At 69.3% G+C, this 22,255-nt stretch carries 26 protein-coding genes, 1 tRNA gene and 1 pseudogene; 7 read left to right on the top strand and 21 right to left on the bottom strand.

Annotated elements, in window-relative coordinates:
* Positions 1 to 18: 18 nt before the first annotated feature.
* The 10 genes from C474_RS12825 to C474_RS12780 form a co-directional block, all read right to left on the bottom strand.
* The gene (locus C474_RS12825) at positions 19 to 819 is read right to left on the bottom strand and encodes an adenosylcobinamide amidohydrolase (RefSeq protein WP_008387397.1); all 801 of its coding nucleotides are present in this window, start codon (positions 817 to 819) and stop codon (positions 19 to 21) included.
* A complete protein-coding gene (locus C474_RS12820) occupies positions 816 to 1,826 on the bottom strand; it encodes a threonine-phosphate decarboxylase (protein ID WP_008387395.1) in 1,011 nt (336 codons plus the stop codon). The genes C474_RS12825 and C474_RS12820 overlap by 4 nt, the downstream gene beginning before the upstream one ends.
* Positions 1,816 to 2,808 (bottom strand): nicotinate-nucleotide--dimethylbenzimidazole phosphoribosyltransferase, encoded by a 993-nt coding sequence (locus C474_RS12815; RefSeq protein ID WP_008387393.1) that lies wholly within the window; start codon positions 2,806 to 2,808, stop codon positions 1,816 to 1,818. The genes C474_RS12820 and C474_RS12815 overlap by 11 nt, the downstream gene beginning before the upstream one ends.
* Positions 2,799 to 3,371 (bottom strand): NTP transferase domain-containing protein, encoded by a 573-nt coding sequence (locus C474_RS12810; RefSeq protein ID WP_008387391.1) that lies wholly within the window; start codon positions 3,369 to 3,371, stop codon positions 2,799 to 2,801. The genes C474_RS12815 and C474_RS12810 overlap by 10 nt, the downstream gene beginning before the upstream one ends.
* On the bottom strand, positions 3,371 to 4,123 hold the full coding sequence (cobS, locus tag C474_RS12805) for an adenosylcobinamide-GDP ribazoletransferase (RefSeq protein WP_008387389.1): 753 nt from the start codon (positions 4,121 to 4,123) through the stop codon (positions 3,371 to 3,373). Before cobS ends, C474_RS12810 begins: the two co-directional genes overlap by 1 nt.
* Positions 4,114 to 5,037 carry an adenosylcobinamide-phosphate synthase CbiB gene (gene cbiB, locus C474_RS12800; protein ID WP_008387387.1) on the bottom strand — a complete coding sequence of 308 codons (924 nt, stop codon included), beginning with the start codon at positions 5,035 to 5,037 and terminating at the stop codon, positions 4,114 to 4,116. The genes cobS and cbiB overlap by 10 nt, the downstream gene beginning before the upstream one ends.
* Positions 5,038 to 5,040: 3 nt before the next feature.
* Positions 5,041 to 5,691 (bottom strand): HAD family hydrolase, encoded by a 651-nt coding sequence (locus tag C474_RS12795; protein ID WP_008387385.1) that lies wholly within the window; start codon positions 5,689 to 5,691, stop codon positions 5,041 to 5,043.
* Positions 5,692 to 5,789: 98 nt separating this feature from the next.
* On the bottom strand, positions 5,790 to 6,725 hold the full coding sequence (locus C474_RS12790) for a DNA-3-methyladenine glycosylase family protein (protein ID WP_008387383.1): 936 nt from the start codon (positions 6,723 to 6,725) through the stop codon (positions 5,790 to 5,792).
* Positions 6,726 to 6,836: 111 nt separating this feature from the next.
* Positions 6,837 to 8,036, bottom strand: a complete 1,200-nt coding sequence (locus C474_RS12785) for a M24 family metallopeptidase (RefSeq protein WP_008387380.1) — start codon at positions 8,034 to 8,036, stop codon at positions 6,837 to 6,839.
* Positions 8,037 to 8,124: 88 nt separating this feature from the next.
* On the bottom strand, positions 8,125 to 8,565 hold the full coding sequence (locus C474_RS12780) for a DUF5789 family protein (RefSeq protein WP_008387378.1): 441 nt from the start codon (positions 8,563 to 8,565) through the stop codon (positions 8,125 to 8,127).
* Between the two features lie 141 nt (positions 8,566 to 8,706).
* Between C474_RS12780 and C474_RS22905 the strand changes: the two genes are divergently transcribed.
* Positions 8,707 to 8,946 (top strand): thioredoxin domain-containing protein, encoded by a 240-nt coding sequence (locus C474_RS22905; RefSeq protein WP_008387376.1) that lies wholly within the window; start codon positions 8,707 to 8,709, stop codon positions 8,944 to 8,946.
* On the opposite strand, the pseudogene C474_RS21460 reads toward C474_RS22905, so the two are convergent.
* From C474_RS21460 to C474_RS12765, 3 genes and pseudogenes are all read right to left on the bottom strand, one after another.
* Positions 8,884 to 9,257, bottom strand: a pseudogene (locus tag C474_RS21460) (zinc ribbon domain-containing protein); the annotation flags it as partial. The gene C474_RS22905 and the pseudogene C474_RS21460 overlap by 63 nt on opposite strands.
* A 57-nt stretch (positions 9,258 to 9,314) precedes the next feature.
* Complete coding sequence (locus C474_RS12770; RefSeq protein ID WP_008387374.1) at positions 9,315 to 10,304, bottom strand: aldo/keto reductase; 990 nt, start codon at positions 10,302 to 10,304, stop codon at positions 9,315 to 9,317.
* Positions 10,305 to 10,479: 175 nt separating this feature from the next.
* A tRNA-Tyr gene (locus C474_RS12765) sits at positions 10,480 to 10,553 on the bottom strand.
* Positions 10,554 to 10,661: 108 nt separating this feature from the next.
* Between C474_RS12765 and C474_RS12760 the strand changes: the two genes are divergently transcribed.
* The 3 genes from C474_RS12760 to ftsZ all read left to right on the top strand — a co-directional run bounded on the left by C474_RS12760 (position 10,662) and on the right by ftsZ (position 12,870).
* Positions 10,662 to 11,273 (top strand): double zinc ribbon domain-containing protein, encoded by a 612-nt coding sequence (locus C474_RS12760; protein ID WP_008387371.1) that lies wholly within the window; start codon positions 10,662 to 10,664, stop codon positions 11,271 to 11,273.
* A gap of 210 nt (positions 11,274 to 11,483) precedes the next feature.
* Complete coding sequence (locus tag C474_RS12755; RefSeq protein ID WP_049916951.1) at positions 11,484 to 11,663, top strand: ribbon-helix-helix domain-containing protein; 180 nt, start codon at positions 11,484 to 11,486, stop codon at positions 11,661 to 11,663.
* 4 nt (positions 11,664 to 11,667) lie between these two features.
* The gene (gene ftsZ, locus C474_RS12750) at positions 11,668 to 12,870 is read left to right on the top strand and encodes a cell division protein FtsZ (RefSeq protein WP_008387368.1); all 1,203 of its coding nucleotides are present in this window, start codon (positions 11,668 to 11,670) and stop codon (positions 12,868 to 12,870) included.
* Positions 12,871 to 12,973: 103 nt separating this feature from the next.
* Here the strand turns inward: ftsZ and ncsA are convergent, their stop codons facing one another.
* Entirely contained in the window at positions 12,974 to 13,939 is a 966-nt protein-coding gene (gene ncsA / locus C474_RS12745; protein ID WP_008387366.1) for a tRNA 2-thiolation protein NcsA, read from the bottom strand.
* Between the two features lie 109 nt (positions 13,940 to 14,048).
* Here ncsA and C474_RS12740 point away from each other — a divergent pair, with 109 nt between their 5' ends.
* The gene (locus C474_RS12740) at positions 14,049 to 14,693 is read left to right on the top strand and encodes a DUF7095 family protein (protein WP_008387364.1); all 645 of its coding nucleotides are present in this window, start codon (positions 14,049 to 14,051) and stop codon (positions 14,691 to 14,693) included.
* 43 nt (positions 14,694 to 14,736) lie between these two features.
* Here C474_RS12740 and C474_RS22645 read toward each other — a convergent pair whose 3' ends face one another.
* Positions 14,737 to 14,901: a hypothetical protein gene (locus C474_RS22645; RefSeq protein ID WP_008387362.1), complete on the bottom strand. Its 165-nt coding sequence runs from the start codon at positions 14,899 to 14,901 to the stop codon at positions 14,737 to 14,739.
* Between the two features lie 176 nt (positions 14,902 to 15,077).
* Positions 15,078 to 16,316, bottom strand: coding sequence for an RNA-guided endonuclease InsQ/TnpB family protein (locus tag C474_RS12735; protein WP_008387361.1), 1,239 nt, complete (start codon positions 16,314 to 16,316; stop codon positions 15,078 to 15,080).
* A 141-nt stretch (positions 16,317 to 16,457) separates the two neighbouring features.
* Here C474_RS12735 and C474_RS12730 point away from each other — a divergent pair, with 141 nt between their 5' ends.
* The gene (locus C474_RS12730; protein ID WP_008387360.1) at positions 16,458 to 16,673 is read left to right on the top strand and encodes a zinc ribbon domain-containing protein; all 216 of its coding nucleotides are present in this window, start codon (positions 16,458 to 16,460) and stop codon (positions 16,671 to 16,673) included.
* 36 nt (positions 16,674 to 16,709) lie between these two features.
* Here the strand turns inward: C474_RS12730 and C474_RS12725 are convergent, their stop codons facing one another.
* From C474_RS12725 to C474_RS12715, 3 genes are all read right to left on the bottom strand, one after another.
* Positions 16,710 to 17,513, bottom strand: coding sequence for a class I SAM-dependent methyltransferase (locus tag C474_RS12725; RefSeq protein WP_049916950.1), 804 nt, complete (start codon positions 17,511 to 17,513; stop codon positions 16,710 to 16,712).
* A gap of 91 nt (positions 17,514 to 17,604) precedes the next feature.
* Complete coding sequence (locus tag C474_RS12720) at positions 17,605 to 19,098, bottom strand: endonuclease/exonuclease/phosphatase family protein (protein ID WP_008387358.1); 1,494 nt, start codon at positions 19,096 to 19,098, stop codon at positions 17,605 to 17,607.
* Between the two features lie 155 nt (positions 19,099 to 19,253).
* Entirely contained in the window at positions 19,254 to 20,126 is an 873-nt protein-coding gene (locus tag C474_RS12715; protein WP_049916949.1) for a deoxyribonuclease IV, read from the bottom strand.
* 116 nt (positions 20,127 to 20,242) lie between these two features.
* Here C474_RS12715 and C474_RS12710 point away from each other — a divergent pair, with 116 nt between their 5' ends.
* Complete coding sequence (locus tag C474_RS12710; RefSeq protein ID WP_008387356.1) at positions 20,243 to 20,773, top strand: redoxin domain-containing protein; 531 nt, start codon at positions 20,243 to 20,245, stop codon at positions 20,771 to 20,773.
* A 2-nt stretch (positions 20,774 to 20,775) separates the two neighbouring features.
* Here the strand turns inward: C474_RS12710 and C474_RS12705 are convergent, their stop codons facing one another.
* Both C474_RS12705 and C474_RS12700 read right to left on the bottom strand, forming a co-directional pair.
* Positions 20,776 to 21,636, bottom strand: coding sequence for a lipoate--protein ligase family protein (locus tag C474_RS12705; protein ID WP_008387355.1), 861 nt, complete (start codon positions 21,634 to 21,636; stop codon positions 20,776 to 20,778).
* A gap of 55 nt (positions 21,637 to 21,691) precedes the next feature.
* Positions 21,692 to 22,216, bottom strand: a complete 525-nt coding sequence (locus tag C474_RS12700) for an SDR family NAD(P)-dependent oxidoreductase (RefSeq protein ID WP_008387354.1) — start codon at positions 22,214 to 22,216, stop codon at positions 21,692 to 21,694.
* Between the last annotated feature and the right edge of the window lie 39 nt (positions 22,217 to 22,255).

Raw genomic sequence — 22,255 nt, 5'->3', positions numbered from 1 at the left:
CTCGGATAAAGAGGTTCCTCAGCCGTTCTCGTCGGCGAGAACCGCGGACACCGACGCCCGTTGGTCGGTGACGACGCCGTACGCGGCGTCCGCGACGGAGGCGGGAATCCCGTCGCTCTCGCCGGGGTCCTCCTCGGACGCGCCCCCGTATCGCGAGTCGAGCGACGCCGAGAGGGCGTCGCGGACGCAGGCGCGGGCGGCCGACCCGACTTCGGTGGCACTCCCGGAGTACGCGGCTTTCTCCCCTCCGGGGTCGCAGGCAGCGACGACGGCATCCGTCGTCGTCCCCGGAAAGCCCGTCCGGGCGAGGAGCGTCGCGGCCTTCGCCTCGGCGGCGACGGCGACGAGGTTGGCGAGGGCGCCCGCGTCTAGGGCGCGCGCCGTGCCGACGACGACGTTCACCGTGCCGGCGTGCGCGTCATTGCTCTTCCTCCCGTCCCGTCGCGCCGCCGACGCCCCGTCGCCGTCGACGGGAAGCGCCGCCGGGTTCGACACGCCCGCGGTGACGACGGCTTCGACGGGGACGAGGCGGGCGCGGCGGGCGTGCCGCATCGAGACGCCCGTGAGGAGCGTCGGCCCCGACTCCTCGAAACCGGCCGCCGACAGGCGACGCTCGACGTAGCCGTCGACGTCCGTCTCGTCCCATCCCTCGGGGACGCTCACGTTGTACGCGACGGGACCGGCGGAGCGACCGCCCGCGTGTCCTGTCGAGAGCCACCGCGTCCCCGGCCGTCGGAACCGACAGACGCCGTCGCGGACGACCGATTCGAAGACCGGGTCGGCGTCGCGTCCCGCATCCGGGTCGCGCGCTCCCGTCATCGGAGTTTCAGGAGCGTCTCGACGAGGGCGTCGTTCTCCTCGGGGAGGCGAACGGCCACCCGAACGTGCGAGTCCAGCGTCGGGAACGTCCGCGCGTCGCGCAGGGCGAACCCCCGCTCGCGGGCGTGTGCGAGAAGCGCGTCCACGTCCCCATCGTCCCCGAGAAGGAGGAACGGCGCGTCGGAGGGGAACACCTCGAATCGGGCCCGGAGACGGTCGCGCATCTCCGCCCGCTCCGCGGCGACGCGCGCCTTCGTCTCCTCGACGAACACGGACTGCCGCATGCAGTAGGCGCCCACGTCGGCCGCGGGCACCGAGAGCCCCCACGTCGGCCGCGCGGCGTCGAGTCTGTCGCCGAGTTCGCCCGTCGCGACGGCGAATCCCGCGCGGAGGCCCGGCAGCCCGAACATCTTCGTCAGCGACCGGGCGACGATAGCGCCGGGGGCGCCCGCGAGGCTCGGGTGGTCGGTGAAATCGAGGAAGGCCTCGTCGACGACGAGGACGGTGTCGGCCGCGCGGCACCGAGCAAGGAAGTCGCGCAGGCCCTCGGGGTCGGCCGCCTCGCCCGTCGGGTTGTTGGGGGTGCAGACGACGGCGGCGGCGTAGTCCGCCGGGTCGGTCGCCAGCACCTCGTCGTGGGCGACGGGGACGGGCGTCGCCCCCTGCAGGCGAATCTCGCGGTCGTACTCGCCGAAGCTCGGTTCGGGAACGAGCACGTCGTCGCCGGGGCCGACGGTGACGCCGAAGGCGAGGCGGAGAGCGGCCAGTCCGCCGGGGGTCGGCGCGACGTCTTCCGGGTCGCAGTCGACGTAGTCGGCGGCGGCGACGCGGTAGTCGGCGTAGTCGTCCGCGGGGTAGCGCGTCGCGGCGCCGAAGGCGGTGTCGTAGACGTGGGCGACGCCGGGCGGGCGCCTCGGGTTCGTGTTCGCGCTGAAGTCGACGACGGCGGGGTCGTCGTCGCCGCCGTGCGGCACCCGCGGGACGTCCGCCACCGAGTCAGGGTCCATCGTCGGACCGCAGGCGGGCCAGCACGTCAAGTGTGGCGGTGGTCACCTCGTCCAACCGCCCGGCGCGGTCGGCGAGGTGGAGGGCGCCGCCCATCGCCGCTCCCTCCTTGGCGACGCCGTCGGCGTAGGCCGAGAGGGGTCCGGCGTCCTCGCCGCCGAAGCCGGGGTCGGTGACGACGAGGTCCACGTCGTGCGCCGCCGTCGCGTCCGCCAGTTCGGGCACGTCGTCGGCGAGGTAGGCGGTGGTCGCCAGCGTCAACGGTCCGACGACGCCCGCGTGTCTGACCAGCGCGGCGACGGCGAGCATCTGCGTGCCGCCGGCGAGGACCACCTCCGTTTCCGCCTCCAGCGCGCCGGCGACGAGTCCGCTCGCGACGGCCAGCACGGGGTCGCCGACGAACCGCACGGCGAGTTCTGGCGCGTGGGCGGCTCGTCCCGGTTCGATTTCGGAGGACTCGAACGCCTCCGCCACGACCGCCTCCTTCAGTTCGACGGGATCCTCCGGCAGCGACGAGGAGGTGGACCACTCCTCGCCGAGGGCGCGGAGGACGGCCATCGCCGTCGTCGTCCCGCCCGGAATCGTCTCGCCGACGACGAGTTCCTCGTTCGGAAGCGCGCGGCCGAACTGCCGGGCGGCGGCGAACGCGCCGGGGGCCGTCTGCACCGGGTCCACCTCGCCGATATCTCGGCCGGGGGCCGCGCCCATAGAGACGGTCGGTGCGCCCGTCGGCCGGGCGAGGCCGCCGTTGACCACCGTCGCGTCGAAGCCCAGCAGTTCGCGGACGGCGCGGGTGACCGCCGCCGGCGTCGGACACCCGGTCGGACTGACGGGCGTGACCGGCGCGCGGACGGTGTCGCCGTACGTCAGAATCTCGGCGTCGGCGCTCGGCGTGTGGAGCAACAGGTCGCGCGTCGCGCCCGCGGCGCTCAGCCCCGACCGCTCGGCCGTGCGGGTCGTCCCCGCGACGAGCATCAGTCGCACATCTCCTCCGCGCGTTCGAGGTCTGTCGGTCGGTTCACGTTCACGGCGAGGCGGTCATCGCACGTCAAGCGCACGATGTCGGCCCCGTCCGCGACGACGTTCAGCCCCGTCGGCGCGAGTTCCTCGCCCTCGCGCTCGAACGTCGTGTCCGCGGAGACGCCGAGGCGGCGCTTCAGGTCCGCCGGGACGCAGACGGTGACGGAGCGGGGTCCGCCGTCCTCGTCGTCCCCATCGCCGAGACTCGCCGCGATGGCCCCGTTCACGTGTTCGGACGAGAGCAGCGGCAGGTCGGCGGCGACGGTGACGACCGGTCTTCCTATCGAATCGAGCGCGGCGGTCAGGTCCTCGACGTAGCCCTCGCCGGGCGTCTCGACGACGGCGAGACCCGTCTCGCGGACCCGCTCGGCCGTCATCGGCGCGGCGGGCGAGACGGCCGCGTAGACCTCTTCGACGCGGCTCTCCCGGAGGGCGGCGGCGACGCGCTCGACCATCGGAGCGCCGCACACCTCGACCAGCGGCTTCTCCGTCTCGCCGCCGAGACGGGTGCCCCGCCCGCCGCACATCAGAAGAGCGTCCACGCCACCACCCCCGCGTGGACGCCGACGACGCGTCCGAGTTCGTTCGCCGCGCCGAGCACGTCGCCGCTGACGCCGCCGAGGTGTTCGTCCCCCCAGCGGCCGACGAAGAGCGCCGCGGCCACCGGCGAGAGCGCCGCGGCGACGACGCCCGCGGTGCCGAGGGCGGGGGCGACGAGGAGCAGGGGGAGGAGGGCGACGGCGTTCGGGAGGAGACTCGCGGCGTCGTTGGCGTCGAGGAGCGCCGACCCCATGCCCTCGTGGGCGCTCTCGCCGGTGCAGACGAGCGTCGCCATCCCCGTCTTCGCCCCGACTTCGGCCGCGAGGGCGAGGGCGAACGCGGTGCGAGGGAGCGTGCCGGCGACGCCGAGGGCGCCGAGTCCGAGCGCGACGAGGCAGAGACAGAGCGCCAGCGCGCCGCCGACGCCCGTCTGGGAGTCCTTGAGCACCGAGAGCCGACGCTCGGCGTCGCCGTGGACGGCCGCCGCGTCGCCCACGTCCGCGAGGCCGTCGGCGTGCGCGACGCCCGTGAGGAGGTACAGCGTGGCGAGGTACAGCGCCGCCGCCGTCGAGACGGGCACGGGGAGCAGCAGGGGGAGTGCGGCGAGGGCGCCGACGAGGTAGCCGACGAGCGTGAACGCGACCGGCGTGCGGCGGAACACCTCCCAGGACGCCTCGTCGCTCCCGACGGGGAGTCGGGTGAGGAAGGCGACGCCGCCGCGGAGGGCGGTCAGAACCACGCGACCACCCCCGCGAGGGCGAACGCGAGCAGTCCCGCGCGGTTCGTCACTCGGACGGCGCGCGTCGCGTCGGTCGTCGTCGGCAGGGGGGTGCCCGCCCCGTCCGAAGCCGGGTCGAGGTCGTAGACGCCCGGCTTGACGAGTCGCGCGGGCAGCACCGCCGCCATCGTCGCCATCGGCCACCCGGAGTTCGGGGAGGGCGGCCGTCGGGCGAGCGTCCGGACGCGTGCGGAGAACGGCAGGGAGAACTCGGCGACGGCGGCGGCGAGGAGCGCGGCCGAGAGGCGCGCCGGGAGCCACATGACCGCGTCGTCGAGTCGGGCGGGTCCCCAGCCGAGGGGGTTCGAGCGGTAGCCGAACATGGAGTCGAGCGTGTTGACGGCTTTCACCCACGCGGCCGCCGCCGCCGCGAGGGGGAGCGAGACGGGCGCGCAGACGGCGAACCCGAGGAGGGGGGCGACGAGGCCGTCCGCGAGGTTCTCGGCGACGCTCTCGACGGCGGCCGAGCGGACGTGCGCGGCGTCCAACTGCGAGGCGTCGCGGCCGGCGAGGGCGCGCAGTTCCGTCCGAGCGCGTTCGAGGTCCGAGTCGGCCGCGCGCGTCACGTCACGGGCAGCGTCGAGCAGCATCCGGAGGCTGGTCGTCGAAAACAGCAGCAGGCCGGCGAGGACGGCGCCGACCCACGACGACAGGGCTCCCCCCGCGGCGACGACGGCGCCGGCGACGGCGGCGAAGCCGAGGGGGACGAGGGCGGCGAGGAGGGCGCCGACGAGTCGCGGGTGCGACCCCGGGCGGTCCAGACGGCCGAGGAGGCGACCGAGGAGGGCGACGGGATGGACGCGCGCCGGCGGTTCGGCGAGCGTCGCGTCGAGGCCGGCCGCGAGTGCGACGGCGAGGGCTGCGCTCGCGGGCACGGCTCACGCCTCCGAGACGAACTCGGAGAGCGAGGCGCCGCGGCGGAGGGCGTCCGCGAACGCCTCGAAGTCGGTCTCGGTCGCGTCGACGAACCGGCCGCCGACGCCGGAGACGCCGCCGTCGGCGTACCGGTTGTCGCCGACGTGGACGAGCGTCTCGGGGGCGACGTCGAGGCGGCCGGCGAGCGTCTCGAACGCCTGCGGGTCGGGCTTGCGCCACCCGCAGGCGACGCTGGACACCGTCGCGCCGAACGCGTCGCGGTCCACGTCCGAGCGGATGAGCGTCCGCGCGACGAGTTCCGGGACCGAGCAGTTCGAGAACAGGCCGACGGGACCGCGTTCGGCGGCGGCGGCCACGGCGGCGGCGGCGCCGGGGCGCGTCCGCACCTCGGGGTCGAACGCGGCGACGACGGCGCGGCGCGCGGCGTTCGCAGGGGCGTCGACGCCGCGGGAGCGGAGGGCGGCCGAGACGTGCGCGGGGAGGGGGACTTCGGCCCCCTCGGGCGCGTCGATGTGAACCTCGGCGTAGGCGTCCGCCCAGTCGTCGGGGACGGCGACGCCCCTCTCGCGGAGTTCGGCCGCGACGGCCGCCGCTGGGTCGGCCGGCCGGGCCGCGTCGACGAGCGTGCCGAACAGGTCGAACGAGATTGCCACTACCAGTGGATTGGCGAAATCGGACTTGAAGCTGCCGGACGGGAGAGGACGGAGAGAGCGGCGGGCGACGACGGCCGATGTGGGACCGCCGTCGGCGCTCACCCGTCTCCGAGGAGGTCCCAGACGCGCAGGTAGTGCGCCCAGTAGCCCCGGTGCTCCCCGTACGGTTTCGCGAGGTGTCGGACCGTCTCCTCGGAGGGATTCTCGACGCCGTACGCTTCACCGACGGCCCGGAGGTGAGCCTCCGTCGTCGGCAACACCGACGCGCGACCGAATCCGCGGAACGCCACGAACGCGGCGGACCGCGGACCGAACCCCCGAACCGATTCGAGTCGCTCCCGCAGGTCGTCGGTGCCGAGTTCGCGCAGGTCCGACTCGGCGAACAGTTCGGCGGCGGCCAGCAGCGCCTCCGACCCTCCCTCGCGGTCACGGTCGGGGGCGTCAGCGGACCGCGTCCGTCGGCCCGCCGGAGTATCCTCGACGGCGGTCCGAACGGCGTCGGGGTTCGCCCGGACCGTCCGGGGCCTCGGAAACAGCGATACCTCGGCGCCGTCGACGACGACGACGCGGCCGAGTTCGCGCGCGAGCGAATCGCGGCGTTCGGCCGCGACGTGCGCCGGCGTCCGCCGGGAGAGCGCGGCCCAGCACGCCGCCTCGAACGGCGTCGGAAAGCGGACGTGGTGGTAGCCGCGGAGTTCGGAGGCGACGGGCGCGAACACCTCGTCGTCCGCCGCCGCCTCGTACAGCGGCGTCGGGTCGTCCGACAGCGACAGGAACGAGTCGACGCGGTCGGCGACGGCCGACCCCTCGCCGGGGTCCGCCAGCCAATCGACGTGGACGCGGACCATGTCAGGCCCGTCCGGGGCGAGGTGCGCGACGAACGGTTCGGGCGCGAACCCGCCGGTCACGAGTTCGCCGCGACGGACCTGTCCGTCCGCGCAGGGCGCAGAGCGGTCGAGAAACGACACCGAGCGGGAGAACTCGAACGGCGTCTCCGCCGGGAGCGCCAGGGTCGTGTCCGCGGTGAGCGACATACGAAGCGTGTGGCCGCCACCACGTATGAACCTCGGCAAAGGGCGGAGCGGAAGTGAAACTGGAACGGCGGGGCGGGAAGAAGGGACCGAACGGAGGAGTCGGCCGGACGCCTACCGGATGACGTTCGACTCCAGGTCGCGCGGGAAGTGCGTGAGCGTCTCCGTGCCGGTGTCGGTGACGGCGACGGTGTCGGAGTGGCGGTAGCCCGCCTCGTCGGTGTAGAGGCCGGGTTCGATGGTGTAGACGTGCCCCGGCGCCATCACCGCGTCCGAGTCGGTCAGGTCGGTGTGCTCGGAGGCGCAGTGTTCGGTCCACCCGGCGTCGATGTACGGCGGTTCGTGGCCGCCGAGGCCGATGTTGTGGCCGACGTGGTGTTGCGCCAGGTCGGCGACCCCGTGCTCTTCGAGGTAGGCGGTCACCTCGTCGTCGACGTACGCGAGTTCGACCCCCGGACCGAGGGCGTCGATGGCGACGGTCTGCGCCTCCAGCATGAGCTCGAAGTAGTGTTCGTCCTCGGCGGTGTAGTCGCCGACGAACATCGTGCGTTCGAGTTCGGAGCGGTAGCCGTCGACGTTGGCCGAGGCGCCCGTGATGAGCACGTCGCCCTCCGAGAGCCGTTCGTTCGGCGTGTGACCGTGCGGGAGGGCCGTCTCGCGGCCGCTGATGTAGCCCGCGTTGACCGGACCGCTGCCGCGGACGCGGACGGCGTATCGGTCGCCGAGCGTATCGAGCATCGCGCGCGAGGCGTCCGTCGAGGCGCGCTGAGAGACCGTCGCGGGGTGCGCGTCGACCTCGGTGTAGTCGGCGAGGTAGCGGTGGCCGAGGTTCGCCCACTTGGCCGACTCCCTGATGAGGTCGATTTCGGCGTCGGTCTTCTCCCAGCGCATGCGCGTTATCCACCCCTGCGTCTCCACGTCGACGAACTCCGAGAGGGCGGGGCCCTGATACCCCATCGTCCCCGGCGCGCCGTCGCTGTCGGCGACGACGGCGTCGACGTTCCGTTCGGCGAGCATCTCGGCCGCCGTCCGGACGGGGTCGCCGTCGGGGTAGTCGAAGTAGCGGTGGACGGCGTCGATGCGGGGGTTCTCGCGCACGCGTTCGACCTCCAGTCGGGGCACCGTTATCTCCGCGCGGTCGTCGGTCACGGCGAGGGCGACGGGGCGTTCCGTCTGGACGTGGTGGAAGCCGGTGAGATACTCGATGCTGGTCGCGTCGAACCAGACCGCGGCGTCAGCATCGGTGTCGGCCAGTCGGCCGCGGACGGCGTCGAGTCGGGCCGCGAACTCCGCGGCGGGAAGGGTCGTTGCCATACAGACGGACCGGACGCCGCCCTCTTGATACCTGAGGAGGCGGCCAGTCGGGCGGCGAACTCGGGGTCGCGAGAAGAGACCGGGCGGGTTACCGCTCTTCGGGCGGGTCGCGTCGCTCCGAGTCGTCGTCGGGCGTCACGTCGTCCATGATCGCCTCGCCGTCGACGTCGTTCCGGGCGCTGCCGCCCTCCGCGCGGTCCACCGCGCCGAGGTCGCGTTCCTCGTTGTACTCCTCGGCGCCGCCGGCCTCGCCGGTCACCGCACCGTAGACGGCCTCGCGAACCTGCTCGGGGTTGTCGTACTCCTCCTCGTCCTCGAGGCGGTCGAACACCGACCCGAGCGACTCAGTCTCGTTCGGCATGTCGATGGGGTGGTCGCCGTACTCCTCGGCGAGTTCCTCCGAGCGGACGGGGAACTTCTGTTCGTCGCGCACGAGTGACTCCGTCTCGTCGAGGATGTTCTCGACGCTCTCGGCGCGTTCGTGCTTGCGGTCCGATGCGCGGTCGAGGTCGCGTTCGTCGCTCGGCATGGCTCGATGTAGGGTCGTTACGCTCAAAGGCGTGGTGGGCAGGCGGCGCGGCGGCCGACCTCGCTCGGCGCTCTGTCGGTCCTGTGCGTCGCCGGGGAACCGCCGTGTGACTATCAGGGAGACGACCCACCGTTCGTCCGTATGAGCCTCGACGATTCCGACGCGCCCGGCTTCACGCTCGAAAGCACGAACGGCGGCGAGACGACGCTCTCGGAGACGCTCGAAGACGGACCGATCGTCGTCCTCGTCAACTGCGGCCACTGGTATGACATCCTCCTCGTCGTTCACGGCGAGGTTTCCTCACGCTGGGGGTATCGCTTACCGACCCACGGAGGCAACTTGCGGGTTCGTATGCTCCTCGTTGGGACGGAGAGAGCGTGATGACTCCAACCATTCGTGGTTGTCCCACTTGAGGCATACAGGCCGTGCCATCGACCGTGTTACCGTCGTCTGCCGTTGACGAGACACACCGTGTCTCGTTCGCCAATCAGAACTCGAAGAGTTCTGATGACGCCGAAGGAACGTTTCCGACGCTACGAGTCGGCGTGTCCCTCGAATCCACACGGACACGTCAACGTGTCGCGGTGGCGCGTCGTATCTTCTGTCGAACCGCAGTTCGGGCACTCCTGACTCGTCCACGCCTCAGACCGTACGGCAACTGGGTCCGCTACTTCATCCGCAACGGCTACGAGGCCCCGTTCGAGGGCTGATTCGGGACGCCCGCAGAACGCGTCTCCCGCGCCGGTGTCTCACCAGCGGTGGTGGACGTGCTCGCGCACGTAGTCGTCGTACACGTCTTCGGTCCGCCGGTGTCGGTCGACGGACAGCGACGGCAGCGACGACGCCGCGACGTTGTCCGCGATGTGGTCGGCGTCGAGCGACCCGGGGATGATAGTCGTCACCGCGTCGTGGTCGAGAATCCAGCGGAGGGTGAACTGCGCCATCGTCGCGTTCTCCGGGACGGCGGCTTCGAGTTCCTCGGCCGCCTTGACGCCCACCTCGAAGGGGACGCCCGCGAACGTCTCCCCCACGTCGAACGCCTCGCCCTCGCGGTTGTAGTTGCGGTGGTCCTCCTCGGGGAACTCCTCGTCGGCGTCGAAGGCCCCGGCGAGGAGGCCCGACGCGAGGGGGACGCGGACGACGACGCCCACGTTCCGTTTTTCGGCCTCGCGCAGGAACCGCTCTGCGGGTCGCTGGCGGAACGGGTTGAAGATTATCTGCACCGACTCGACGCCGGGGTACTCGATGGCCTTCAGCCCCTGTTCGACCTTCTCGACGCTGACGCCGTAGTGGGCGAGTTTGCCGTCCGCGCGCAGGTCCGACAGCGCCTCGAACGTCTCGGGGCGGTAGTACGTCTCCCACGGCGGGCAGTGCAGTTGCAGGAGGTCGAGCGTCTCGACGCCGAGTTGCTCTCGACTCCGGTCGACGAACCGTTCGAGGTTCTCGGCGTCGTAGCCGTCGGCCTCGTGCGGGTCGAGGCGGCGGCCCGCCTTCGTCGCCACGGTCACCTCGTCCCACGCGTCGCGTTCGTCGAGCACCTCGCCGACGAGGCGTTCGCTCCGCCCGTCGCCGTACACGTCGGCGGTGTCGAGGAAGTCGACGCCCTCGTCGAGGGCGGCGCGGACGGCCTCCCGGCCCTCCTCGTCGGTGAGTTCGCCCCAGTCGCCGCCGAGTTGCCAGGTCCCGAGTCCGATCTCCGTCACGTCGAAACCGGTGGTTCCGAGCGTTCGTCTGTCCATGCACTGACACCGGAGGGAACCGTGGTAAGTGTGGGACAAACCGGCAGAACGGTCGGCCTCTCGCTCGTATCGCGAGCAGCGCTCCGCCTCGCTCGCTGTTCAGAATCGGACGGAGGACGTAGTGGACACCGCACGTACGCTCGCTGTGCTCGCGTAGTGACAGTGGTAGGACAAATCCGCTCTCCCCGAATTGAACGGGGGACATGCCGATCTACAGTCGGCTGCTCTACCAGGCTGAGCTAAGAGCGGTCACCCGTTCGTAGCCTATCGCCCGTTTTAACGGTTGTCAATTGCCGCCGGCGCCGAACGTCAGACGTGTGGGAAGATTAAAATAGAGTCGTGAGAATGACTACCTTGATGAGTAAGATAACGTTCCGCGCCGACGAGGAACTCGTCGAGCGCATGGAGGGGCTCGACACCTCCAAGAGCGAGGCGATGCGCGACGCGCTTCGCCTCTACCTCGAGAACGCGGAACGTTCGGCGGAGACGGAGGCGGACGCCTCGCCGTCGGACCCCCTCTCGTCGGACGCCGAGTCCGCCGTCGACGACGCACTCCGCGCTCGGGTCGACGAACTGGTCAGAGAGCGCGTCGACGCGGTGGTAGCCGAGCGACTCGCCGCCGGACGAGCATCCTCGCCCGCCCGAGCGCAGGACGTAAACGTCAACATCACCGTCGACGGAGCGGCCGCCGAAACGCCTGCAAACGCCGCTAAGGGGCAGTCTCGGGACGAGACGGCCGAACGTAAGACACGAGACAGCGACCCGACTCCCGGCGCGACCACGGGCGAGAAGTCCTGTGAGAAGTGCGGCGAGGGGCTGGACGCCGAGGACGTTTACTGTGCGAACTGCGGGGAGAAGGCGACGCACCGCGTTTTCTGCGAGTGCGGCGACGAGGTGCGCTCCGACTGGGCGTTCTGTCCGGGGTGCGGTCGTCGGACGTCCGCGGCGGACGTACTCGACCGGAACTGAGGCTTCTAGCGGGCGTATACGGGATAATTGGACGCGGTGTCTTACACACGTCCGTTACATTTATATCATACCGCTTTGTGGTAACTGTCGCGTAAGACGGTTGTCTTACACGGCCGGTCTGACGGAGGGAGGTCGCTCCTGTCCGTCGGTTTCGGTGTGTAAGACGCTCGCACGAGACGTGCGCGCCGTCTTACCGGGGGAATGCATAATATGGAGCGTGTGACACTACGAATTCCGAAGCAGCAGATCGAAGAAGTCGAACGCATGGTCGAGACCGGGGAGTTCCCGAACCGGTCCGAGGCGATCCGATCCGCCGTGCGCGAGATGTTGAACGAACAACAGGTCGAGAACCGGGAATCGTCGACCAAGCGCGGCTGGGCCAAGGTGTAAGACGATGCAGGATATCGTCAGAGAGGCCATGGAGCGCGACGAGGCGGAGAAACAGGAGGCCGAATCGCGGTCGGACGACGACGAGTTCGGGAACCCCCGAATCGTCATCGTCGGCTGCGGCGGTGCCGGCAACAATACCGTCAACCGCCTCTACAACATCGGCGTCGACGGCGCCGAGACGGTGGCCATCAACACCGACAAACAGCACCTGAAGATGATAGAGGCCGACACGAAGATTCTGGTCGGCAAGTCGCTCACGCAGGGGCTGGGCGCCGGTGGCGACCCCTCGATGGGTGAACGCGCCACGGAGATGGCGCAGGGCACCATCAAGGAAGTGCTCGGCAACGCGGACCTCGTGTTCGTCACGGCCGGCATGGGCGGCGGCACCGGTACCGGCGCCGCCCCCGTCGTCTCGAAGATAGCCAAAGAACAGGGCGCCATCGTCGTCGGTATGGTTTCGACCCCGTTCAACGTCGAGCGCGCGCGGACGGTCAAGGCCGAGGAGGGACTGGAGAAGCTCCGCAACGAAGCGGACTCCATCATCGTCCTCGACAACAACCGCCTGCTCGACTACGTGCCCAACCTTCCCATCGGGAAGGCGTTCTCCGTGATGGACCAGATCATCGCGGAGACGGTCAAGGGCATCTCCGAGACCATCACTCAGCCGTCGCTCATCAACCTCGACTACGCCGACATGTCGACCATCATGAACCAGGGCGGCGTCGCGGTGATGCTCGTCGGCGAGACGCAGGACAAGAACAAGACCCAAGAGGTGGTGAACGACGCGATGAACCACCCGCTTCTCGACGTGGACTACCGCGGCGCATCCGGTGGTCTCGTCCACATCACGGGCGGCCCCGACCTGACGCTGAAAGAGGCCGAGGGCATCGCGAACAACATCACCGAACGGCTGGAAGCCTCCGCGAACGTCATCTGGGGCGCGCGCATCCAAGACGAGTACAAGGGGAAAGTCCGCGTCATGGCCATCATGACCGGCGTCCAGTCCGCACAGGTGCTCGGACCGTCGACGCAGAAGCAGGCAGACAAGTCCCGGCAGAGCATCGAAGGCGGCTCGCAGTTCGACACGAGCAGCGACGGACGCACCCAGTCCGAATCCCGGAGTCGCTCTGCGGCTAACGGGTCGTGGCAGTCAGACGGCGGCCGCGACCAGTCGGAACGCAAGAACGGTCTCGACGTCATCCGATAGACGCAGAGGCCCGCACGGGCGGTTTCCGCTCGTCGTACCCCGATTTTCACGTTTTCTTTCGTCCCCCCGAGTCGGGACCACCGCTTCCGCGTCGACTCGCCACTCAGACGGCCCGAATCGACTCCAGCAGTCGGCACTTCCGGCAGACGTCACGCGCCGTCGTCGACCCGCAGCGCTCGCAGTCGTTGAGGTCCGCGTTATCGGCGCCTCGGTAGCGGTCGGCCGCCATCTCCGCTATCTCCTCGTATCCGGACATGATAGAGTGGCGGGTGCCGGGGTGGCGGTCCTCCAAATCGAGCATCAGTTCCTGAATCTCCCCGCGGAACGCCTCGGAGGCGTGGGGACACTCGGTGATGTGCGCGGGGAGGTCTTTCAGGTGGGCGTAGAGAGCGACCTCCTTCTCGGGGATGTCGCGGAGCGGTTTCGCCCGCGGGACGAACTCGTCGGTCGGGTTGCGCTCTTCGAACGGGCCGAGACTCGCGTCGAAGTGCTTGGCCATCTGCTTGACGTTCCCTTCGAGGACGTTCATCAGCGCCGTCTCCGCCTCGTCGTCGAGGTTGTGTCCCGTGAGCATCTTGTCGCCGCCGAACTCCTCGGCGTACGACTCCAGGAGGTCCCGGCGGAAGACGCCGCAGTACGCGCAGGGGGCCATGTTCTCGGGGTCCTCCTCGGCCACGTCGTCCATGCGGACGCCGAACTCCTCCTCGTAGGTGACGAGTTCGTGGCGCATCTGTATGTCCTCGGCGAGTTCGACGCAGGCGTCGACGCTCTCGTCGCGGTAGCCCTCGATGCCCTCGTGGATGGTCAGCGCCGTCATCTCGATGCGGGGGTCCTTCCCGAAGGTTTCGTCGAGGATGTGGGTGAGCACGACGCTGTCCTTCCCGCCGGAGAGACCGATGACCCAGTGTTCGGGGTCCTCGGGCGTCGCGTCGCGCGGGACGAGTCCGTCCTTCCGAATCCGGCCGCGGACGCGTTTCTCCACCGAGGCGCAGAAGTGGTTCTCACAGAGGTGGGCCCCCGAGTACCCAGCGTGCATCACCGCGTCCCGGCCGCACTTGTCGCACTCCATCACCGCACGCTTGCCCGCCGGGACGAATACGGGTTTCGCTGTCCGGCCGGAACGGAGTGGCGGAGGAAAGCGTCGAAACCCGTTTGTCTCCCGGCGTCCGACACAGGGTATGGAACGCGCCCGCGCCGTCAAGCGAGTCGAGGCCGTCCTCGACGCCGTCGAGTCAGACCCGATGCCCGTTCCCGTCCGCGAGGTGTGGGTGTACGGCGACGTCGCCCTCGGCCTCAACCCGGTGGACCGACTCGACGTCTACGTCACGAAGGACCTCCTCATGCGCAGCGACACTGACGCCGGCGAGGCGTTCGAGCGTTCGCACGGCGTGAAGGGCGTCGGCAAGAGCGTCTCTGCCGAGTGGGCCGAGGCGTACCCCGAACATCTCCGCGCGAACGGCAACGGCTACGCCGCCCCGGAGAAGTGTCTGGCCGCCCACCTGCTCCCGGAGGACGAACCCGTCCACCTCGAAGTCTGCAACGCCTCCTTCGACGACAACGTCACCCAGCGACTGAAGGGTGCACTCGCGCGCGACGCCTACGAGCAGATTCTCGACCCGCGCGGCGTCTGTCTGTACGCCGAGGGGCGGCGCTCGGAGTCGGCGCTGGAGAAACTCCGCGAGGGCGAACTCGTCTTCCCGACGCTGTCGGAGGCGCTGACGATGCTCGGGATGGACGACGAACGGGCGGGGACGGCCGCCGACGCCGTCCGCGACTACCGCGCCTCGCAGACGGGTTCGACGGTGCGCGGCGACGTGGTGTGACTCCGACGCCGACGGGTCGGAGCCGAACCGTACCACGCGGCGACTACCGCCGGCCGCGCCGCGACTCCTCTTTCGCCCGGCGCTCGGCGTCGGCGCGGTCCATCGTCTCCGGGTCGCTCGTCTCGCGGTCGATGAGTACGTAGAGAAGCACCGTCCCTCCGATTCCGAGGAGGACGAACAGGACGAAGAACAGGGATGCTGCGGGCATACTCCGCTATCCGACCGGCGGAGGCGTAGGCGTTACCCCGTGAGCGTCGTCACCGTCACGATTGTCACGGTAGGAGCGTGAGTGACCCCTCAAATTACAGGCCCCGGCGCGGTCAGTCTCGAACGCAGTAAGCTACCACGCCCTGAAGGGCGTGGCATTCAGCGTGGACTCCCGTTCTAACTGTGTAACACAGTAGGCGAATACTCGCCATTCACGTTCAACGTCCCGCTGTTCAAGCGCACGCCTACGGGTGCGCCTCCACGCCCAGACTTTTGCTGGTCGCGGAGATACTTCAGGCCGATATTCTTCGCCGCGTTGTAATCCGCGTGAATATCGTATCCGCACTTCAGACAACCGAACTCGTCCTGTCTGTTGTTGTGTGGACGATTATCCTCGTGGGTGAATCCGCATTTCGAGCATCGCTGACTCGTGTATGCCGGATTAATCTGTTTGACAACAAGTCCTTCCGAGTCGGCTTTGTACGTGACGTACTCGAACAAGCGGTGGAACGCCCATTTGTGAACTGCTTTCGCGTAAGGCAAGCGTTCGCGGATTCCTTTGAGTTGCTCGAGCACAATATGCGTACAGTCGTTCTCAAGGGCTTCCTCAACCAGTTCATTCGAGATGGTGTGAAGCATCTGCTCGAAGCGCCCAGTTTGCTTGCGACCGACTCGTTGAACGTTCTCGTGCGCCCAGCGCGTTCCAGTCTGTTGGAGGTCGCCACGCCGTTTCTCGTATTCTCGGTGCCAGTGGTTGAGTTCACCCCCGCTCCAGAACTGACCGGTTGAGGTGGTTGCGATGTTTGTGATGCCGAGGTCAACACCAAGGACGGAGACGTGCTTGGAATCGCCTTGTTCGACATCATCGTTCTCCACGGCGGGGTTTGTCCGCACGTGAAGGTAGAAACAATCCTCAACGGTATCGTAGTGGAGCGTCGCTCCTTTCACGTCGTAGTTGTCGTTGAACAGGTACGACGAGTGTGGCGTCTCTCGGTGTTCGTCGGGAAGGACAAACTCTGCGGTAACTCGCCCGTTAATCGTGGCGAGTGTAGCGTGGTCGTCATTGATGGTGACGGTTCGGGCGTCGTAGCTGGCGAACCGCGACGTGAACTCGGGTTTTGAGGCGCTCTTGCCTCCCTTCCAGCGTTCGATGACGCCTTGGACGGCTTCAGCGGCCCGGTTTCGTGCGGCTTGCACGAGATTGGCCGGGAGTGGTGAGTCGTCTCGAACGTCGTAGTACGTTTGGTCGTGGAGTTTCTGCTTGCTGGTGAGTTTCCAGTCTGGTTCCCACGCTACGTCTACGACGTGGTTGGCGGCGTCGAGGAAGTGGTCGGTTGTTTGGTGGAGAAGGTCAGCGGCACTCTCGTCCACATCGAGTTTGATGGGAACGGTTCGAGTGGTTGAGTCTTCCACCATCTGTACTTCATATGTAGTAGCTCGTATTTATACTAGTTCCGATTGAGGTTGGAGAGTCGGTCTGCCATCGGACGTGGTTTGTGGAATGGGTGTCGGCTTCCTCCCGCGCCTACAGTCGCGGGTTTCCGCCTTGCGGTCATTATGAAAGACGAAGCGCGCGACGGTGACCGCGGGTGCCCCAAGTGCGGCGGCACCGAGACGGAGATGGACAGCATCGCGACCAGCGGAACCGGCCTCTCGAAGTTCTTCGACGTGCAGAACCGGACGTTCACGGTCGTCACCTGTACGAACTGCGGCTACTCGGAATTGTACCGCAAACAGTCCAGCGGCAACCTCGTCGACCTGTTCTTGGGCTGAGTGGGCCGAGGTCCCCCACCCCCGTCGGCCGCGTCCTCACTCGGGGACCCGACCGACCACCACGTCGAAGGGGACGACCTCCGCTCGGCGATACCGCTCCTCGCGCATCTGTTCGACCACCGACCGGCCCATCTCGCGCCAGTCGCGACGGAGGGCGTCGTACTCCGCGTCCGACAGCGTCCGGCGGAGTTCGGTCTCGTGGGCGGCCACCCCCGCGCCGTTGGCCTTTCGGGCGGCGTCCTCCAGTTCGAGTTCGTCGTACGGCGGTTGGGTCACCTTCCGGTGGAAGTGCCGGCGCGTCCGCACGTCGCGGAGACCGGCGGCCTCGAAGATGTCGGGCAGTCGGTCGCCGAGGGCCACGTCCGTGCGCACGCCCTCGATGTACGACTCGCGGACCGACCGTTCGAGGGCGACTTCGGCGGAGACGGTCGACTCCACGCCGACCGCGGCGTTGTCGGGTTCGACGGCGGCGACGAGCTCCGAGGAGACGCGGACGAAGGAGTCGAGCGCTTCGCTCGGGTCGGGGAGATTCACGAGAAGGGCCTGGCAGACGACGAGGTCGAACGCGTCGTCGACGAACGGCAGTCGCACCGCATCGCCCGCGACGGTCGAAAGACCGGTCTCCCGACGCGCGACCCCGAGGAGGTCGGTGTCGGCGTCGACGCAGACCACCTCGCCGGGCGTCTCCGCGTCGAGCACGCGGGAGAGTTCGCCGGTGCCGCACCCCGCGTCGAGCACGCGCGTCCGGTCGGCTAACGAGAGGTCCGCGAGGGCCTCGCGGGACTCCGCCCACATGCCGTCGCGCGTTCGCCGCAGGTACTCGGGCGAGAACTTCCGCACGGTCGGCGTTGCCCGCCGACCGACAAAAGCGGTCCGGGTCGGCCGTCGGCGGCCGACTCGGCGGTCGCGGTCGGAGCGTCGCGCCCCGTGGTCAGTCGTCCCCGCGCCGCCGTCGGGCGAGTCCGGCCGCGCCCCCGAGGACGCCGAGGGCGCCGATGAGGGGACCGAACCCGGGTGCATCGCTCGCCGTGACCGACCCGTCCGCACCCGCGGACCCGCCGTCGCCCGCTTCGGCGTCCGTCGCCGCGTCCGCTGACCCGTTCGGCGCATCGCCGGGGTCGGTCGAACGCTCGGCCGGCGGCGTTCCCGCACTCGTCCCGGTTCCGGGGTCGCCCACCTCCGCCCCGTCGGCGCCGATCGCTTCGCCGTCTATCGTCCCCGTTCGCGTTATCTCGGCCGCCGGCGCCTCCGTCCCCGTCGCCGCTTTCGCGTCCGCGTCCGCCGACGCTCCCGTTCGAAGCGTCGCCACGACCCCCGCGTGGTCGGAGGGCCAGAGCGTCCGCGACTCCCCGTCGACGGTGGCGGTCAGACGGCTCTCGGCGTCGGCGCCGACCAACCACGCGTCGGTCGAGGCCAGACCCGTTCCGACGAGGACGTGGTCGACCCGTGTCTTCATCGACCCCGGACCGTCCAGCGTCGTCGCCCGACAGCAGGTGTGGCCGTCGCCGTCGCGGGTCGACGCCCACGCGTCGGTCAGACCGTCCGAGAGCATCTCGTAGGCGCCGCCCTCGAACGCCGGGCCGTCGTTCAGATCGCCGAGCAGCACCGTCGGCCCGTCGAGCGGTTCGATGGCGGCCGCGAGTTCCTCGGCCTGCGCGCCGCGGACGCGTTCGGAGACCGACTCCAAGTGCGTGTTGACGACGGTCAGCGACGCGCCCCGAACCGTCGCGTCGACGAGACCGTACCCGCGGTCGACGCGGAACGTCCGGTCGTCGCCGACGGGGACCGTCAACGCCTCCTCGAACGTCCCGGACGACGTGTCGTCGACGTGAACGTCGGCGTCGGCGCGCACGAGGACGGCGTCGCGGTCGGTGAGGCGCACGTCGATTTCGTCGCCGTCGACGGCGCCGGGGAACTCCGCGTCGGCGTTCGTCGTCACCTGCAACACCTCGTACGGTTCGCCCTCGGCGTCGAGGGCGGCGGTGAGGTCCGCGAGGAAGTCGAAGGCGACCGTTTCGGCGTCCGGGCCGCCCGCGCCGCCGTCGCCCACGTCGTCGGTTCGGACGAGGGCGGCCTCCTGCACGCCGACCACGTCCGGTCGCGTCCGGGCGAGTTCGCCGGCGACGGCGCGCATCCGTTCGGTCGGAGCGCTCCGTTCGATGTCGACGTACAGGTCGCCGACCGTGCGCGCGAGGTCCTGTACGGACTCGACGAGAAAGAGCGAGAACAGGTTCGCGCCGAGGCCGAGATTGCGGGTGGCGACGGTCAGTTCGGTCGCGGCCGTCGCGTCGGCGGCGACGTCGGCATCGTCCGCGCGGGCGGCGGCGGTACGGGCGACGCTCGGAACGGCGAGACCGAGGCCGGCGGCGGCGCCGACGCGGAGAGCGGAGCGACGGGAGAGGGCGGGCGGGTCGCGGCGGGTCATCGTCGCGGACTAACGCTCTGCCGTATATCAACCTTCCTACCAGACAGTAAACCGATACTAAGAGGGGAGGCCGCTGACGGCGGAAGCGCACCGCGAACGCGCGTCGGGTCGTCCTCACCGACCTGTCGGTTCCCCCCACAGAGAGATCCGAACCGCTACTCGTCCTCGCGGAGTTCCTGCACGCGCGCGATGTTCCACGCGAAGCCCTTGCCGTCCTCGGTGGGCGTCTCCAAGACGAGGGGGACGTCCGCGAGGTCCGGGTGGTTGATGAACGCGGACATCCCCTCCTCGCCGATGCGGCCCTCGCCGATGAGGGCGTGTTCGTCCTTGTTCGTCCCGCACTCGTGCTTCGAGTCGTTCAGGTGGACGCACTTCAGGTGTTCGAGGCCGACGACGTCGTCGAGTTCCGCGACGGTGTCGTACACGCCCGCCTCCGTCGAGAGGTCGTACCCCGCGGCGAACGCGTGGGCCGTGTCGAGACAGATATCGAGGTCCTGTTCGGACTCCTCGACGACGTAGGCGAGATGCTCGAAGTCGCCGCCCATCTTCGTTCCGCTCCCGGCGTCGGACTCGACGAGGACGGTGACGCTCTCGGGGATATCGAGGTTGTCCAGCACCGAGACGGCGTTCGTCAGTCCTCGCGTTTCGCCCGCGCCGGTGTGGGCGCCGAGGTGGACGTTCACGTACGGGATGTTCAGTCTCTCCGCCGTGTCGACCTCCGTCTGCATCGAGTGGAGCGACTTCTCCCGGAGGCCCTCTTTCGGCGTGCAGAGGTTCACCAAGTAGGACGAGTGGATGACCCACGGGCCGTCGAGTTTCTCCGCCGTCTCCTCTCTGAACAGTTTCGCCTCCTCGTCGCTGATGTCCGGGTCCCGCCACACCTGCGGCGAGGTGGTGAATATCTGCCCGCAGTTGCCGCCGAAGGCGACCTGCCGGTGAACCGCGTTGGCGACGTTGCCGTGCGGCGGCGTCTCCTCGTCCGAGGAGACTTTCGAACTGGACATCGAGACGTGTGCTCCCACGCGCATGGCAGACCGCAGGTGGTAGGGGCGTATAGTGACTTCGGACGGCGACAGCGGCGGTCCCCCGTTCGACTGTCAGATGTGAGGAAAGTATATCAATCCATACTGTGCATCCGTAGCAAATGTCAGAGGTGGGACTCGCGGTGGGGGAGACGGCGCCGGACGTGCGCGAGCGACTGGTGCGACCGGACGGCCGAACGGAGGAGACGTCGCTGTCGGAACTCGTCGCCGAGCGACCGGTGCTGTTGAACTTCTACACGGGCGATTTCTCGCCCGACTGCATCTCCGAGTGGTGTGAGTTCCGCGATTTCGACTGGTTCGCGACCGGCGACGCCGTGCAGGTGGTCGGCGCGAGCAAGTCCGGGGAGCGACTCCACCGGAAGTTCATCAGCCAGTTCAGCCTCGGGTTCCCGCTGTTCGCAGACACGCGACTCGAACTCGCCGAGGCGTTCGGCGTGCGCTACCGGGCGTTCGGCGTCTCCCACCGCGCGCACCGCTCCTGTTTCCTCGTCGACGAGGACCTGACGGTCCGCTACAAGTGGGTCGGCGAGCACTGGTTGGACCCGACGCGCGACACGCCGCCCGTCGGCGAGATTCACGACGCCGTCGTCCGGGGGTTGGGCGCCGGAGAAGCCGAGACGTTCGGGTTTTAGTTTTAATTCTCCCGCGAGCGCTCCCGGGGGTCCCGTCGGACCCAGTCGTCGGCAGCGTACTTCTCCTCTGCGCGATCGCGCGCGCTCGCGAGTTCGTCGTCGGTCCACTCGCCCTCGGCGGCGTCGGCCCACTCCGCAAGGGCGGACTCGACAGCCGAGACGGTTTCCGCGCGGGAGGCGTCGGAGAACTCGTCGATGCCGCCGACTCGCTCCGAGAACCGCTCTGCGGTCACGTCGTGGCCGGCGAAGACCCCGAGATGTTCGGCCGCGCGGACCGAGTAGGTCAGCGACCCGTGCTGGACGACCGAGTCGTTCCGGCGGTACTGCGCGTTGCCGCTCACTTTCTTCCCGCCGGCGACGATGTCGTGTGCGGGGTGGAGTTCGCGCAGGTAACACGCCGGGTGCCATATCTCCGGCACCGACTCCTCGACGAAGTCGGCGTCGACGCCGAGACGGGCGAAGGCGTCGAGGACGGGGGCGCAGAGCAGGTGGTAGCTCTCCAATAGGTCGCCCGGCAGTTCGGCCTTCGGCGCGATAATCGAGTAGGAGATGTCGCCGTCAAAGTCGTGGTAGATGCCGCCGCCGCCGGTCTGTCGGCGGGTGACGGTGACGTCCTCGCGTTCGCAGTGCTCCCAGTCGACCGTCTCGGGGTCCTGATGGTAACCCAAAGAGAGCGTGCTCGGTTCCCAGCGGTAGACGCGGACGGTCCGCGGGCCGCCCGCGGCGGCCGTCTCGGCGGCTATCTCGTCCAGCGCCATCTGCATCGCGCCGTCGCGCGCCTCTTCGCGGATGAGTCGCCACTCGCGATCGGCCAACGGACCGCGCACCTCGTCGGAGTCGAAGCCGGCGTCGGGGTCGCTCATGCCGCGGGCTACGCGGGAGTCCCGGAAAGCGGTTTCGTCGGGGGGCCGACCCGCCTCAGTCGAACAGTCGCCGGAGGGCGGACTCGGGCAGGAGTCGGAGGAGGAGGGCGACCAGTCGCCACCGGCGAGTGACGTAGACGCGGTTTCGCTCGGCGCGGACAGCGTCGTGGATCTGCGCGGCCGCCGTCTCCGGCGACGCCATCCAGAACGTCTCGCCCATCGCCATCTCGGTGTCGACGAACCCCGGAACGACGTCCGTGACGGTCACGTCCGCGTCGGCCGCCGCGGCCCGGGAGCGGAGGCCGTCGAGGTACCGCGAGACGAACGCCTTCGAGGCGTTGTACGCGGGCGCGACGGGGTTGCCGAACAGCCCCGCGACCGAGGAGATGCCGACGAGGTGCCCGCCCCCTCGCTCTTCGAGGTGGGCCATCGACCACGTCGCGAGGTCGTCGCCGAGCGATTCGAGCTTCGATAAGCGTCGCGCCGCGAGCCCCACCTCGTAGCCCGCGTCCGCGAGTTCCGCGGCGAGCGCGCGGCCGATACCGGAGGAGGCGCCGACGACGACGGCGGTTCGTGTCACAACGTGGGGACCGACGGACGCCGAGCAGTTGAGTCGGTC

This window comes from Halogeometricum pallidum JCM 14848, assembly GCF_000337095.1.
In the GTDB taxonomy this organism is placed as follows: Archaea; Halobacteriota; Halobacteria; order Halobacteriales; family Haloferacaceae; genus Halogeometricum; species Halogeometricum pallidum.
The sequence above is the reverse complement of the archived record's forward strand: the minus strand, read 5'-3'. Positions and strand labels throughout refer to the sequence as shown.